A 15,690-nucleotide genomic window follows, 5' to 3' on the forward strand; every position below is an offset into this window, starting at 1 on the left:
CTCGCCGTTTCCCTTAGGCGGCCTTAGCCACTCGCTTTACGCCGACGAACACAAGCGAACCGATAACAATGTGAGGAAGCCCTTGAGAGACGATCTCAGCGGCTTTAATCGGGTCCTCCAGCTCATCCCATTGATAAAGAAAAACGTCACTCTCTGAGACGTTCCGGAGGTCATTCGGAGAGGCTCCCCACAGCATATCCGGGACGAGTTCCTCGGGGTAATTCGCGGCGGCTAACTTAGCGTCATCAAATAGGTAAGGATCAGTAAAGTACATTTGGTTTTTTCCGTGAGTATCGAACGAGGCCGCATCCTAACAAATGAAAAATAACGATGTAAATCAGTATTTTAAGATCCAAAACTGGGATTATCCCGAAAGTGGTCCTTGTGTCCGGTTCCCAAAGGTCGGAAGGAGGCTTTTCTCGGGGACTGACGGGGGGCTTGTGCCTTAAATTATCCCCTTGGGGCTTGCCTAAAAAATTTAAGGGACGTCGGGTAACTTGGGAGCCAATAGGGGGAACCTTAAGGCCGCGCCACTCATAACACGGCCTTTGAATTGCTTAGCTTAGCTGTCGACTGGTCTTTCCTTAAAGGTCCCCGTTATAACCATAGCCGCCGCCTAATTGGATCGGATACTCGCCAGTCGGATCTTTGAAAATCTTCCCGATGGTTTTGTCGGGTGACTTGAGGGCGATCTCTTGCCAGCTCAGGACCTCCGCTCGAATATCGCCATCCAAAATGCTCCCATCCTGAATAACGGGGTTAATGCCGATCTGCCGGAATAAAGCATTCAGCTTTTCAGAGGCTCGGGGATCGCCCTCAATGACCTGATCCATGAGATCCGGACCGTCGCCGAGGAGGAAGTCCATCATTCTCTCGAAGACCCCATCCTCTTGGTTTGTCTTGAGGAGTGCCTTCTCGATTGCTGTTCGCTCTGCCTTTGCAGCTTTAAGCCTCTCCGCGACTTCGTCGAACTGATCATCTCCTAACTCGTCAACCAGTTTGATCCAGCGTTGGATCTTTGCGTCGGCTTCCTTGAGCTTCCTCTCGAGCTCGGCTCGCTGGTCCTTCTCGTCAGGGCTTTGAGCCTTGAGATGGAGCACTGCATCCAATGCTCTCACGTAAGTAAACAGTAAGGAGGCCCGATAGCTAAATCCTTTCCGGTTTGAGCAACCATCCGCCCTAGCAGCTCTGCAATAGCCAGTCCTCCCGGTCTTTGTCTTGATCCATCGAATATAGCCGCCACAAGTCCCACACTTAACAATACCATTCAGGGCGCTTAGCCACTCCCCTGTCGAGCCCCTCGAGGTCCGCCTCCCGGTAAGGATCTGCTGCGCTTCGTTAAACTGACTAAGGCTGATCGCTGGCTCATAAATAGACAGTCTCCTGTCATTCGTTAGATCATGAAAGACCCCGATTACCGCCTCATTTCGCAACAGGTGACTAATACCCTCGGCCCTCCACTTAGAGCGACCGTTCGCACTAGGGATGCCCCTCGCGTTCAGTTCCCGGGCAATCGCCTGAGACCCTTTGAGCTCCTCAGTCTGGAGACGGAAAACCTCGCGAACGACCTCCGCTCGCTCGTTCAGCCTGCCCTCTTTATCCAGCCAAAACGGACGACGCATAGATGGAGCCTTACCCTCACTCGCTTGTTGTCGCTTCGCTAGCCAAACGTCTTTAGCTCTCATCGACTTAACTTTCGATTCGTCATGGCCACGCTGTAACCTCAGGATCAGGGCTAAGAGGTTATGGAAGTCTGTCGTCAGGTTCTCGCGGCTGTACCTCAGACCGTCGTCGAGTGTCACGATAACCAGACCAGCGGAGACGAGAGATTGGATCAAGCTGATAGCCTCGAGGGCATTTTCCCGGGTGAGGCGGCTTGTTTCCTCGATCAGTAGGTAGGTTCCCTGTGGTATAGCGCCGGACTGCACCCTCTCAAGGAGAATCGAGAGATCGCCCTTTGAGCGGTTCACGCCGTGGAAGCCGCTAAGCCCCTCGTCAAAGTATCTGTCGGTTAACTCTAAGCCGTGGACCTCGCAGTATTTTTTGGCGGCTAACTCTTGCCGCTCGACGCTGCGTCCTTCTCCTTGAGCTATACTGGAAAAACGACCGTATGAAATAGCAACAGGATTTGTCATGAGTATTTTTCTCCGTGTAAGCATTGGGATTATATTACGACTTACACTAATACCAAACAGTGAGCTCTTTAAAAAACAAGCAGCTTAGTTTTTCAGCGGAGGTATATGATGGCCAAAGCACAACGTAAACCTACACCTTTGTCAGATGGGCCTGACTGGACCTTTGAGCTGCTGGATGCCTATCACCAGAACATCGCCCGGGTGGCAGCTCATTATGGTCTGGATACCTACCCCAACCAGATCGAGGTGATCACCGCCGAGCAAATGATGGATGCTTATTCCAGTATTGGGATGCCACTGGGCTACCATCACTGGTCTTACGGCAAAAAATTCATTCAAACCGAGCAAAATTACAAGCGTGGTTACATGGGGCTGGCCTATGAGATTGTGATCAACTCCAATCCGTGCATTGCCTACCTGATGGAAGAAAACACCATCACCATGCAAGCCCTGGTGATGGCGCATGCCAGCTATGGCCACAACTCTTTTTTCAAAAACAATTACTTGTTTAAAACCTGGACCGATGCCTCCTCCATCATCGATTACTTGCTTTTTGCTAAAGAGTACGTCAGTCGCTGCGAGGAGAAATATGGCATTGCTGAGGTCGAGGAAATCCTCGACTCTTGCCATGCACTGATGAATTACGGGGTTGATCGTTACAAACGGCCACAGAAAATTTCGCTGGAAGAAGAGCAAAAGCGCCAGGAAGAACGCGAGGCTTACCTGCAATCCCAGGTCAATGATTTATGGCGCACCATTCCAACCAAGCCGGTAACAGAAACCGAACACAAGCAACGCTTTCCCTCGGAGCCTCAAGAAAACATCCTGTACTTTATTGAAAAAAATGCACCTTTATTGAAACCCTGGCAACGTGAGCTGGTGCGAATTGTACGTAAAATATCGCAGTACTTTTATCCGCAAAAACAAACCCAGGTGATGAATGAAGGTTGGGCCACCTTTTGGCATTACACCATTTTGCAGCACCTGTACGATGAAGGAGTAGTCAGTGAGCGCTTTATGATGGAGTTCTTGCATACCCATACCAATGTGGTAGCGCAGCCGCCCTACAACAGCCGCTATTATTCTGGGATCAACCCCTACGCTCTAGGCTTTGCCATGTTTACTGATTTACGCCGTATTTGCGAACAGCCTACTGCTGAAGATAAGGAGTGGTTTCCGGATATTGCCGGCTCAGACTGGCTTGAGACCTTGCACTTTGCCATGCAAAACTTCAAAGATGAGAGCTTTATTAGCCAGTACTTATCACCCAAAGTCATTCGCGACTTTCACTTATTCGCCATTGTTGATGATAGTCAGGATCCCAGCCTGGAAGTAGCTGCCATTCACAATCAGGAAGGCTACCGCAGCATTCGTCAGATGCTATCGGCGCAGTATAACTTAAGCCAGCTGGAACCAAACATTCAGGTGTACAACGTGGATGTGCGCGGTGATCGCTCACTCACACTGCGCTATGTACCGCAACAAAATATACCGCTGGAAGAAAAGAGTACTGCCGAAGTCATGAAGCATCTGCACCGGCTGTGGGGCTTTCAGGTGAGCCTGGAGCAGCAGCAAGACGATGGTGTGATTAAAGAGTTGTGCCGCTGCCCGGTTGCTTTATAAGGCTTCTGGCTGTTCTGCAGGCATTTTACTAGCCAGCGTGACACGATTGCGACCATTCGCTTTCGAAAAGTACAAGGCTTTGTCAGCTTGTTCAATCCACTGTCGGTGGTTTTCCATCGCTTTGGCAGACTGAGCAATGCCGATACTGACCGAGCATTGAATGCTCAATTCATGGTGTCGTATGGCCGTTTTCTCCACCGATTTTCGCAGTCGCTCGGCAAAGTAAACCGCCTGTTCTTCAGGGGTATCAACCAGAAGCACAGCAAACTCTTCGCCACCATAGCGCCCGGCAATATCGGTTTCGCGCAGGTTCTTTTTCACCAACTTGGCAATTTCCCGAATCACCTCATCACCGGCAGCATGGCCATAGTCATCATTCACCCGTTTAAAGTGATCGATATCGATCATCAGTAAACTACTGACATGTTGATGACGTTGAATGCGCTTGTATTCCTGCACCAGGGTATTTTCCCAACTACCGCGATTATGCAGCTGGGTTAAAAAGTCCGTTTTCGACAGCTGATGCAACCGATGATTCATTGACTCCAATTCCAGCCTGCTAACCGCTACATCGGTGACATCGTAAATAATAAGACACAGATTAGTCACTTCACCGCGGCTATTGGTAAGCGGAAAGATAGTACTGTTTTGGTACATAAACTCGGCGGAGCCGGTGATAGGCCGGTAATTGCGGAATTTGAAAATATAGGGGCGCTGCTCCCAGATGGTAAAGGCACGATTTTTCAGCAACAACACTGGATCGCATTTACGACGCAGCCAGTCTTCGTCTATTTCCGGAAACAGATCGAACAGATAACGATCGCGTACCTGGCGGGGGCTCAAGCCGCTATGGCTTTCCATAAAGCCATTCCACACCTGGATACGATAATCACAATTCAGCACCACTAAGCCGACATCCACCGTCTGAAACATATCCATCAGCCAGTGGATCTCAGAAACTTCAACCTGTGCATCTGACATAACTAATCTTCCAGTAAGAACGCGACTTTGTGTTTCAATGTTTTCAGGCTATCTTCAGTAAACAGCAGCAACAAATCACACATGATGTTGTAATTTTCAATGCCATAGCTAATTTCAATTGCCAGGGTTTTGCGCCAGCGGCCCGAGTTGGCTTTAATCAGCTCACTGACTGCAGCATGCTGACCAAGCACCACCGGATGGCCCTGACTAAAGCTCATATCCAGTTGTTCTGCCAACCCCTTTAGGACTGAACCGATCAAGATATTGGCAATATCCATCAACAACTCTAACTCGACCTGATGGGTCAGTTTGCCGTGATAATTCATCAGGCGGGCGATGTCTTTAAAACTAGAGTCGGTTAAAATTAGCAGTGCCTCACCAGAAACACCACCCCCGATAAAGCCCTGACAAACGGCTGAGGTACTGCTTTCTTCTTCAACCGAAGCCAGCGCCATATGCAGCTCACTCACTTCAATTAAATTGACATTCGGGATAGGAAGTTTAACGAAGACATTGAGTAAACGAGCCAACAAGTCTCCGGCCTGACCCATGGCCACGTTAGTAAGCTCCTGAAACACGTCTCTGAGCTCAGCATCAACCTCCACTGTTTGCTGCAGAGGTTGAACAGACACTTTAGCCTCCGGCATCGACTTACGCTCTGAGGCCACCGTATCCAACAAGGGGGCTATTTTGTTGGCATCGACCGGCTTTTTAACGAAATCGGCAGCTCCCAGCTGCATCACCCGCTCATAAGCTTCAGGTTGCACATCGCCGGAGACCACAATCACCCGAATCGTCGAGTGCATTTCTTTTAAAGCAGACAGCACCTGATAACCATCCAGCACAGGCATATTCAGATCCAGAAACAGCAGATCAATCGAGTTGGACTTAATGACTTGCAGAGCTTCAGCCCCATGAGCGGCAAAATGGATAGCACTCTGCCAGCTATCAGGCAAACAACGTGCCATTTGCTTTCTGGCCAAATTAGAGTCATCGCAAATTAGCACGGCAGGGATCATAGGCTCTTCATTTTTATTTGTGTTTGATTATAGTTTATACGCTCATTCTACAAATAGCCATCATCTAAACCCAGGGTTCTGTGTTAGGCTAGCTCTTTGCTTAAGGAGGTCCCTTTCATGAAAACAAGCTTATTGAACGTCTGTATCCTGCTCAGCGGTTTTGTGCTGAGTCATACAGCACAAGGCATTGATCTGACAGAACAGTTGCCCAGTCGGTTGAGTGATATCCGGGCCGGACAACAGCAGGTTGTTCTATTGGGTCATCCGGTCGAGGTGGGCCAAAAAGCTCCCGCATTTCGGGTAGTCAATCAACAATTTCAGGCCGTATCACTGCAGGACTTTGCCGGCAAACCGGTGCTGATTAGTGTGGTACCAAGCATTGATACCGGCACCTGCTCGCTGCAAACCAAACGCTTTAACGATGAAGTAGCCGGGCTTCCAGCCGATGTGGTGCTGTTGACCATCAGTACCGATTTGCCGTTTGCCCAAAGACGTTTTTGTGAACAGGAAGCGGTGGACCAATTGCAGGTATTATCCGATGCTGTCTGGCGTGATTTTGGCAGCAATTATGGCTTACTGATTAAAGATATGGGCTTATTGGCCAGAACGGTACTGTTATTTGATAGTGATGGGGTGATCCGCTATATCCAGCAAGTGAAATCGCTGACAAACGAGCCGGATTATCAGCAGGTACTGGATGCGCTGGCCAAAATGTTGGCGAACACTTAGCCAGTAAAGAAACGACAAGCTACTCAGCAAAAAGCGATGCACTGGCATCGCTTTTTTGTATCACCGGCTCGCTTGTAGATGCAGGCGCTATGCCAGCAAGGTCGTGAGCTGCGCGGCAATGGCATCCACTTTCTGAGTACCATCCAGGTGATGGTAGTGGGTTTTACCGGCACCAGCTGCAGCACGGTAAAAATCTACCAACGGTTTGGTTTGATCGTGGTAAATTGCTAACCGCTTACGAACGGTTTCTTCGGTATCATCGGCTCGAATCACCAGATCTTCTCCGGTCTGATCATCCTTGCCTTCTGCTTTAGGCGGGTTGTACACAACATGATAAACCCGGCCAGATGCCGGATGAACCCGGCGACCGGCCATACGCTCGACAATCACATCATCCGGTACATCAAATTCAATCACATGATCAATGGCGATACCCTGAGCATCCATAGCTTCTGCCTGTGGAATGGTACGCGGGAAACCATCGAGTAAAAAGCCCTTGGCACAATCCGGCTCTGCAATACGCTCTTTCACCAAACCGATAATGATGTCATCCGACACCAACTGGCCAGCATCCATCACTTGCTTGGCTGCCAGACCTAACTCGGTGCCTGCTTTGATGGCGGCTCGCAGCATGTCGCCCGTAGAAATTTGCGGGATGCCAAACTTGTTCATCAGAAACTGAGCCTGAGTCCCCTTACCGGCACCTGGGGCACCCAACAAAATAATCCGCATACAACACCCTCATGTGTTCTAAATTTTTCAAATATGGACGGTCTGGATCTTTACACAATGATGGCATTGAAACAAGAATTTTGTCCTGTGACTGGCAGTTACTCTGCTGCGACTGTCTTTTAGTCGAAGTGCTGCAAGCAGCATTGATGCTGATAAAAAAGAGCCTGCACATCAGCAAGGCTCTTTTTTTAACGGCAATTACCACTTTGGTCGAATAAAACAACCACAAGGTCAGACTTTAAAACGGCGTACAATACGTTGCATTTCCTCGGCCAGCTTCGACAGATTTTCACTGGCGATGACTGATTGCTGCATATTTTCTGAGGTCTGGTAAGAAATATCACTGATCTTGTGAATGTTTTTATTAATATCACGCGATACTGTGGTTTGCTCTTCGGTCGCACTGGCAATTTGCTGGGCAGTCTGATTAATCAGCTCAATGGCACTGCTTACCTGCTCCAGTGCATCACCGGCTTGCTGTGCCCGCTCGGATGTTTGACTGGTTGCATTGGCGCTTTGCTCAGATGCATTCACTGCTTTATCAGCCCCTTGCTGCAAGCGCTCAATCATTCCCTGAATTTCCAGCGTAGAGTCCTTGGTTCGGCTGGCCAGGCTTCGAACCTCATCGGCTACCACAGCAAAACCACGGCCAGACTCACCGGCCCGGGCCGCTTCAATGGCGGCATTCAGCGCCAACAAGTTGGTTTGTTCAGCGATGCTTTCAATCACCTGCAAAATATTGCCAATACTGTCACTGTTGGCTTTCAGTGAATGGATAATACTGACGGCTTCCTGCATATTGCCGCTCAGCGCATTGAGATCAGCTATGGTAGCCTGCACTACCTGACGCCCACCGACAGCAGCCTGATTCGCTGTTTGAGCTGCATCTGCAGCTTCCTGAGTATTGCGGGCCACTTCCTCCAGGGTCGTGGTCATCTCATTCATCGCGGTTGCGGAGTTATTGATTTCCTGATGCTGCTGTTCGATACCACCGTTGGTCTCATCGTTGATTTGTGCCAACTCAGTCGATGAAGATGCCACTTGCTCGGCATATTGACTGACTTCGGTCAGCATACTGCGCAAGTTTTGCTGCATCTGAGCAATATCAGCCAACAAGCTACTGCTATCATCACTTTTTAGCTGAATTGTCTGAGTCAGATCCCCTGCAGCAACTGCTTTTACCATGCTGGCAGTATACTCAGGCTCACCTCCCAACAAGCGGGTCACGGTACGAACGACCAGCAAAGTGATAAATGATGCCACTACCAAGACCACAATAGAGATCAGCAGAATTTGCCACAAGGCTGTTCTTATCGAAGCCATAGCAGCATGCTGATTGGCTTCCAGCACCAGACCCCAACCAAGCATCGGAATATAGTTGTAACTTCCCATCACCTGCTGCCCACGGGCATCCTGATAAATACCACTGCCGCTGCGCTGAGCAGCTATGGCTCGGGCAGGCTCAGTATCAAGGGCTCGGCTGGGGTCCGGAATCGCAGCCGAAGGCGTGATCCCCATACCCTGGCGATCCAAGACAAAAATTTCGGTGAAGTCTGTTCTTGGTAAAGCGGCAACTTGCTGATGAATAGTATTGAGTTGCACGGCGCCACGCATCACGCCAATAATCTGGTTGTTCTGACGAATAGGAATAGCGATGGTGCTAACTGTGTTGCCTGTTGCTCTGGAGACCACTGGCTCGGAAAAAACATCCTCACCTGCAATCGCGCTGCGAAACCAGGCCCGATCTGCCACCATAAAGGCCTCGGCTTCACTATCGGGTAACACTCTGGCCCGGCCATTTTCGTAACTTACACCGACCAGCCCCCGGCCATCCGGCATCACCACAAAAATGGTATCCCAGGTACCTTGCAATTGCGCCAAATCTCGCAGCAAGCCCTGAAGTACCGGCTTATTCAGCTGCCTGGCAGGTTCAACTGTGGCCAGATAACGCATATCATCTTGTCGCATGGTTAGCCAGCGCGTCATGGCTTCCGTGCCATTTGTAGCGTTAGCCTGCAATGACTCCATAATGGTTTCAACGCGAGAGCTGTGATATTGCGCATAGAAAAAGCTACTGATCAGCACGATAGTGACAAACAACATCGAGACCATCACCAAGGTCAGTCGCAGGCCAAAGGCCAGATTGCTCCACCAGTTTTTCATGGTTTATCCTCTGTATTTTTCCCTGTACCCAGCTGATTATAGTCAAGCTGACTACAACTACAAACTAATAACAGTTTATAGTTAAGTTTCTGTCAGGTATAAAAAAACGCGAGCTGCTAGCTCGCGTTTTTTTATACCTGATGGCACAGTATTAGCGTGTCAGAGATAGCAACAACTTATTCAAACGGCCGACAAAGGTAGCCGGGTTCTTTAAGCTACCGCGTTCAGCCAGTAAGGCCTGCTCCAGCAACACTTCCGCCCACTCCGTAAAGCGGCTTTCATCCTGCTCATCAGCAATATGTTTCACCAGCTCGTGCTCAGGGTTGATTTCAAAAATCGGTTTCACATCCGGCACTTTCTGGCCAACCGACTCCATCAGTTTCATCATCTGAGTGCTCATATCAAACTCATCGGTCACCACACAGGCCGGGCTGTCGGTCAGACGATGGCTGACTTTAACGTCTTTCACCTGTTCGCCCAGTGCCGTTTTGAAGCGCTCGACAGTGCTGGCAAAAGCTTCTTCGGTTTGCTTTTGCGACTCTTTGTCGGCTTCATCATCCAGTTTCGATAAATCCAGCCCACCTTTGGCGATAGAGCGGAATTTCTTTTGCTCAAACTCGGTCAGATGCTGCATCAACCACTCATCGATCCGATCCGACAGTAGCAGTACTTCAATGCCTTTTTTGCGGAACACTTCCAGATGCGGGCTGTGTTTGGCCGCGGCAAAGTTATCCGCCACCAGGTAGTAGATTTCTTCCTGGCCTTCTTTCATCCGGCCAATGTAATCGCTTAAAGCAACCGTTTGCGCAGCATCGTCATTGTGGGTGGAAGCAAAACGCAACAAGGCGGCAATTTTTTCTTTGTTGGCAAAGTCTTCCGCCGGCCCTTCTTTTAACACCTGGCCAAACTCAGTCCAGAATTGCTGGTATTGATCGCTGTCTTTGGCCAGCTTTTCCAGCATCTTCAGTGCCCGGCTGGTGCAGCCTTTGCGCAGTGCCTGGGTCGCTTTGGTATCCTGCAGAATTTCGCGCGAAACGTTCAACGGCAAATCGCTGGAGTCGAGCAGACCTTTGAAGAAACGCAGGTAGCTCGGCATAAACTCTTCGGCATCGTCCATAATAAAGACGCGCTGAACATACAGCTTTAAACCATGACGAGCTTCGCGGTTCCATAGATCAAAAGGTGCTTTTTTCGGGATATACAACAAGCTGGTGTAGTTGTTGCTGCCTTCCACCTTGTTGTGGCTCCAGCTGAGTGGCTCAGTCCAGTCATGGGAAATATGTTTATAAAACTCCTGGTACTCTTCGTCGCTGATGTCCGACTTATCGCGGGTCCAAAGCGCTGTGGCTTTGTTAATCGCCTGCCACTGTCCCGGTACCGCCGGAATGGTGTCTTCGTCGGTTTCGCCTTTTTGCTCTGGCTGCTCATCCTGCCACATCTCAACCGGAATGCTAATGTGATCAGAATATTTGGTAATGATGGACTGCACCCGATATTTTTCCAGAAACTCATCTTCACCATCACGCAGATGCAAAATAATATCAGTACCACGCCCTTCTTTTTTGCAAGGAGCCAGGCTGTACTCGCCTTCACCGGCCGACTCCCACTCTATCGCTTGATCTGCCGCTGCACCTGCTTTTAAAGTCCGCACAGTGACTTTATCGGCTACGATAAAGGCGGAATAAAAACCAACGCCAAACTGGCCAATCAGCGAAGCATCTTTGCTTTGATCGCCGGATAGTTGCGAGAAAAACTCCTTAGTACCCGACTTGGCAATAGTCCCCAGATTATCCTTTACTTCCTGCTCGGTCATACCGATGCCGTTATCGCTGATGGTGAGCGTTTTCGCATCCTTATCCATGCTGATCCGAACCCGCAGTTCGCCATCATCACCATACAAGCCAGGCTCAGATAAGGCCAGGAAACGCAGCTTATCGGCGGCATCGGAGGCGTTGGATACCAGCTCACGCAGGAAAATTTCTTTATTGGAATACAGCGAGTGGATCATCAGGTGAAGTAACTGCTTTACCTCAGCCTGAAAGCCATGCGTTTGCTTTTGTGCGGTCTCTGCCATAGCAACAAAATCCTCTTTCAATGGTGTAATAAACAAATGTTGCTTCAAGCCAGCTCAACGTCTGCAGGTTTGAAGCAACCGCCGGACCAGCCGGCGTTAGGATGCTGACTATATGGGGAGGAAAGCAGAGAGTTTCAAGGTTTAAAAACGTTTTCGGCCACTAAAGGCATGAGACAAAGTTGAGCCGTCCAGATATTCCAGCTCACCACCAACCGGCACGCCCTGCGCCAGGCGGGAGACGCTGATCTGCTGCCGATGACACATTTCGGCTATATAATAAGCAGTGGCCTCACCCTCCATCGTAGGGTTGGTGGCAAGAATCACCTCTTCGACATTCCCTTGCGCCAACTGCTGCTCCAGCCGATCTAAGCCCAGTTCCACCGGGCCTATGCCATCCAGCGGTGACAGTTGTCCCATCAAAACGAAGTAGCGGCCATCAAACTGGCCGGTTTGCTCGATCGCTTGTAAGTCTGCCGAAGAGCCAACCACACAAAGCAGAGAGGATTGACTGCGCGACGGATCACTGCAAATAGCACAGAGTTCCTGCTCGGAAAAAGTACGGCAACGTTGACATTGGCCAATATGCTCCATTGCATTTAGCAAAGCTGAGCCAAGCTTACGGCCACCTTCCCGGTTACGCTCCAACAATTGAAATGCCATGCGCTGAGCGGTTTTCGGCCCGACACCAGGCAGAGCTTTTAATGCATCAATCAGTTGCTGCAGCAAAGGCGTATTGGCAGTCATACAAGTCGCCTGGTTTAAAATGGCATCTTAAAACCAGGAGGCAGCTGCATACCGCCAGCAACCTGCGCCATCATTTCGCGGTTGGTATCCTCAACCCGGCGTACGGCATCATTGATTGCTGCTGCCACCAAATCTTCCAGCATTTCTTTGTCATCGGCCATCAGGCTGTCATCCAGATGCACACGCTTCACCTGGTGCGACCCTGTCATGGTGACTTTCACCATGCCAGCGCCCGACTCGCCAGTCACTTCCATATTGGCGATTTCCTGCTGCACCTTTTGCATTTTTTCCTGCATGGCTTGCGCCTGCTTCATCATGTTACCCATACCACCTTTAAACATGGTTTATCTCCTTTGATCTATTCTGAACACCCGCAAGCGCCCTACTCTTAATGGCCGCCAGCATACACAAAATGAATTTAATTCACCACCAAACTGTTGTCGATCCACTCAGCAGCCAAATTTGTCTGCAGCGTTAGTAAAGCCGGATCTGCAGCCATCACCCGCTGCACATAATCCCGCCTCGCGTCATCCAGCTGTTGTTGAATATCACGAGGACAGCCGGTCACTTCCGACTGGTAGACAATCTGTACTTCGTTCGCATCAGGAAATGCCGCCAGCACCAGTTGCTCGATACGACTACGAAACTCGGTAGTTTCGAGGTGCTGCTCTGAACTGGCTACCGTCAGGGTAAGGCATCCGCCCTCCAGATGAGGGACCGAGTGCAATAAGAACAAGCGGTACAAACCAGTTGCATTCACCTGTTCAATACGAAAAGCCCACTCATCAATTTCGTGCGCTGCACGATAGTGAAAGCCCTCAGCATCCAGCGGTTGAGCAAGCAGCTGCTGCGCCCTTGGGCGCTTAGACTTTTTTTCCGTAGAGACCTCTGGCGGCACTTCCAATACTGGTGTTGCAGCACTAGTGGGCTCAGCGTCTTGAGCCGGTAGCAGCTCATCTGCTGTTGGTGTTGCTGGCACAGGTTGCGTAGCAACAACCTCAGGCTTGCTCTGAGGCTCTGGCAGAGGTGACGTATTTGCTGATTGTTCAAACGAAGCTATCGCCGGGGTGTTGCCAGCACTCTTGGGCTGCACCCCTCGCCTGGCAATAATACTGGCTGTGATCGGGTCCATCTGCACAGCTTCAGGCTGTGCAGCCGTGGTTGGCTTCTCTGAGGTTTCGAGCTGTTGAGGCGGCTCTGGCAGCACCAAAGACTCAGCCACTTGCTGATACGTTTCACCCTTGGGTGTGACCGTACCACTTACTGGCTCTTTAGGCTGCACAGACAATGGCAGCATCACTCTGGGTTGCGGTACAGCTTGTTGGTGTGCGCGCTGATTCTGGCCGCCTACCCCTGGTGGCACTGATGCAGGCGCATCAGCAGCTTGTGGTACAAACAGCAGAGCCCGCAATAGTGCCATCTCAAGGCCAGTGCGCACATCCGGAGCATAAGGCAACTCACGCTTGCCACTGATCAGCAACTGATAATACAGCTGCAGTGTTTCAGCACTCTGGCTGGCAGCGAGCTCCGCCACAAAACCTGCCTGCTCGCCTGCCAACTCAGCAGCACCCGGCTGGAACTGGCTAATGGCGGCAAAATGCAGTAACGCCAGCATATCATCCAACAATTGATTGGGCTGACTGGTTTGCAGCATCAGTGCATCCAGCTGCTGGCGCATCTCTGCCACATCTTGCTGCAACACGGCTTGCAGCAGATGCTGCCCCCATTGCTGCGGCAGTAAACCCAACATGTCGCGCACCGCAGTGCTGGTAATTTGGCCGTTGGTTTGCGCAATGGCCTGATCGGTAAGGCTCAGAGCATCCCGAACACTGCCCCGGGCCGCTTTGGCCAGAAGCGCTAACGCTTCTTGCTCTGCCGATACCTGCTCTTGCTGCAGCACCATGGTCAGCTGTTGCAACAACTCAGCTTCAGTGAGAGCCTTTAAACTAAATTGCAGACAGCGCGATAACACAGTGACGGGAAGCTTTTGCGGATCTGTGGTGGCCAGTAAAAATTTAACATGCGGCGGCGGCTCTTCCAATGTTTTTAACAGGGCATTGAAACTATGCCGGGACAGCATGTGTACTTCGTCAATCAGATAGACTTTAAAACGGCCACGGGTAGGCGCGTACTGCACGTTATCCAGCAAATCACGGGTATCTTCTACCTTGGTGCGGGATGCCGCATCTATTTCCAGCAAATCGACAAATCGGCCTGCCTCGATTTCAAGGCAACTGCTGCACTTGCCACAGGGAGTAGCCGTGACGCCCTGCTCACAATTCAGACTTTTGGCAAAAATTCGGGCTATGGTAGTTTTACCGACACCCCGGGTGCCGGTAAATAAATAGGCATGGTGCAAACGTTCGGAGCTAAGCGCATTACTCAGGGCTGACTTGACATGCTGTTGTCCCAGCAGTTGGCTGAACTGCTGGGGCCGCCATTTTCGTGCCAGCACCTGGTAACTCATACGAATGCTTACTCCTCGTTTAGGGCCATCTCGACGTTATGATTGCAGCAATGCCTCAACAGATACCAGAACAGCTGCCAACCAGATCGTCATTAGTGACCATCATAATCAACCAGAGACAGCACTTCGAGGCCTAATTTCTCCAGGCGCTCAATACCACCCAGCTCTGGCAAAGCAATCACAAAAGCAGCCTGCGTGACCTCACCACCCAAACGGCGGATTAGCTGAGTGGTTGCCTCAATGGTACCACCGGTAGCCAGTAAGTCATCAATCATCAGCACCTTGTCACCCGGGTGAATCGCATCCATATGCAGCTCCAGAATATCCTCACCATACTCCAGCTGATAGCTCTGCGAAATCCGCTCACGTGGTAACTTGCCTTTCTTGCGCACAGGAACAAAAGCTACTCCCAATGCATAAGCTAAAGGTGCTCCAAAAATAAAGCCACGGGACTCCGTGCCAACAACCTTGTCGATGCCGTGATCAGCAAAATGCTGTTTCAATGCATCAATCACGCTAGCGAAGGCTGAGCCATCCTGCATCAGACTGGTGACATCACGAAATAAAATGCCTGGTTTCGGGTAATCAGGAACTGTCTTAATGACTTGTTTTAATTGCGCACTAAGGGCGGGAGTAATCATGGGTCTAGGTTATCCTGTATCAGCTTTGCTTTATCAAGAAACTGGGGTTAGCCAAAAATTTGTAGCCAGCGCACAATGGGCCCCTGCAACAGCAAGGCCACAAACACCACCAGAAAAACCAAAAACTGCTTCAGATTAAAACTTTCTTTAAAATTCTCGTCAGCCACTGGAATACCTCATCGAATGCGTTGGGACAGAACCCGTTATTCTAGCGGAAGTGAGCTGCTTGCACTATCCTTTTTGCCGCATAGTGCTGCCGAAATCTCGGTTGGTAGTCAATAAAGTAAACACTCATACTGACGTTGGTTTCTTTTCATCTGATGAAATTTGCTTGCAATTTGATGTACATCACATCAAACGGCTAGCAGGTCAGCCATACTGT

The 15,690-nt window shown here is 50.3% G+C and carries 13 protein-coding genes; 2 read left to right on the plus strand and 11 right to left on the minus strand.

The window, feature by feature from the left end; all coding sequences use genetic code 11:
* Positions 1-13 precede the first annotated feature (13 nt).
* Both QWY20_RS09315 and QWY20_RS09320 read right to left on the minus strand, forming a co-directional pair.
* The gene (locus QWY20_RS09315; RefSeq protein ID WP_330128747.1) at positions 14-274 is read right to left on the minus strand and encodes a hypothetical protein; all 261 of its coding nucleotides are present in this window, start codon (positions 272-274) and stop codon (positions 14-16) included.
* 310 nt (positions 275-584) lie between these two features.
* A complete protein-coding gene (locus QWY20_RS09320; RefSeq protein WP_330128748.1) occupies positions 585-2,135 on the minus strand; it encodes a recombinase family protein in 1,551 nt (516 codons plus the stop codon).
* 108 nt (positions 2,136-2,243) lie between these two features.
* Here QWY20_RS09320 and QWY20_RS09325 point away from each other — a divergent pair, with 108 nt between their 5' ends.
* On the plus strand, positions 2,244-3,758 hold the full coding sequence (locus QWY20_RS09325) for a SpoVR family protein (protein ID WP_330128749.1): 1,515 nt from the start codon (positions 2,244-2,246) through the stop codon (positions 3,756-3,758).
* Here the strand turns inward: QWY20_RS09325 and QWY20_RS09330 are convergent.
* Entirely contained in the window at positions 3,753-4,739 is a 987-nt protein-coding gene (locus QWY20_RS09330) for a sensor domain-containing diguanylate cyclase (protein WP_330128750.1), read from the minus strand. The two genes, QWY20_RS09325 and QWY20_RS09330, sit on opposite strands and share 6 nt — an antisense overlap.
* A 2-nt stretch (positions 4,740-4,741) precedes the next feature.
* On the minus strand, positions 4,742-5,758 hold the full coding sequence (locus QWY20_RS09335; RefSeq protein WP_330128751.1) for a response regulator: 1,017 nt from the start codon (positions 5,756-5,758) through the stop codon (positions 4,742-4,744).
* Positions 5,759-5,875: 117 nt separating this feature from the next.
* Here QWY20_RS09335 and tpx point away from each other — a divergent pair, with 117 nt between their 5' ends.
* Complete coding sequence (tpx, locus tag QWY20_RS09340; RefSeq protein ID WP_330128752.1) at positions 5,876-6,487, plus strand: thiol peroxidase; 612 nt, start codon at positions 5,876-5,878, stop codon at positions 6,485-6,487.
* A gap of 87 nt (positions 6,488-6,574) precedes the next feature.
* On the opposite strand, the gene adk is transcribed toward tpx, so the two are convergent.
* The 7 genes from adk to apt form a co-directional block, all read right to left on the minus strand.
* Positions 6,575-7,219 carry an adenylate kinase gene (gene adk, locus QWY20_RS09345; RefSeq protein ID WP_330128753.1) on the minus strand — a complete coding sequence of 215 codons (645 nt, stop codon included), beginning with the start codon at positions 7,217-7,219 and terminating at the stop codon, positions 6,575-6,577.
* 231 nt (positions 7,220-7,450) lie between these two features.
* On the minus strand, positions 7,451-9,382 hold the full coding sequence (locus tag QWY20_RS09350; protein ID WP_330128754.1) for a methyl-accepting chemotaxis protein: 1,932 nt from the start codon (positions 9,380-9,382) through the stop codon (positions 7,451-7,453).
* Between the two features lie 151 nt (positions 9,383-9,533).
* Complete coding sequence (gene htpG / locus QWY20_RS09355) at positions 9,534-11,456, minus strand: molecular chaperone HtpG (RefSeq protein WP_330128755.1); 1,923 nt, start codon at positions 11,454-11,456, stop codon at positions 9,534-9,536.
* A gap of 141 nt (positions 11,457-11,597) precedes the next feature.
* A complete protein-coding gene (gene recR / locus QWY20_RS09360; RefSeq protein WP_330128756.1) occupies positions 11,598-12,200 on the minus strand; it encodes a recombination mediator RecR in 603 nt (200 codons plus the stop codon).
* Positions 12,201-12,214: 14 nt separating this feature from the next.
* Positions 12,215-12,541, minus strand: a complete 327-nt coding sequence (locus tag QWY20_RS09365) for a YbaB/EbfC family nucleoid-associated protein (protein ID WP_330128757.1) — start codon at positions 12,539-12,541, stop codon at positions 12,215-12,217.
* 77 nt (positions 12,542-12,618) lie between these two features.
* Positions 12,619-14,667, minus strand: coding sequence for a DNA polymerase III subunit gamma/tau (dnaX, locus tag QWY20_RS09370; protein ID WP_330128758.1), 2,049 nt, complete (start codon positions 14,665-14,667; stop codon positions 12,619-12,621).
* Between the two features lie 92 nt (positions 14,668-14,759).
* A complete protein-coding gene (apt, locus tag QWY20_RS09375; RefSeq protein ID WP_330128760.1) occupies positions 14,760-15,308 on the minus strand; it encodes an adenine phosphoribosyltransferase in 549 nt (182 codons plus the stop codon).
* Positions 15,309-15,690 lie beyond the last annotated feature (382 nt).

It is taken from the genome of Alkalimonas cellulosilytica, from assembly GCF_036325985.1.
GTDB lineage: Bacteria > Pseudomonadota > Gammaproteobacteria > Enterobacterales > Alteromonadaceae > Alkalimonas > Alkalimonas cellulosilytica.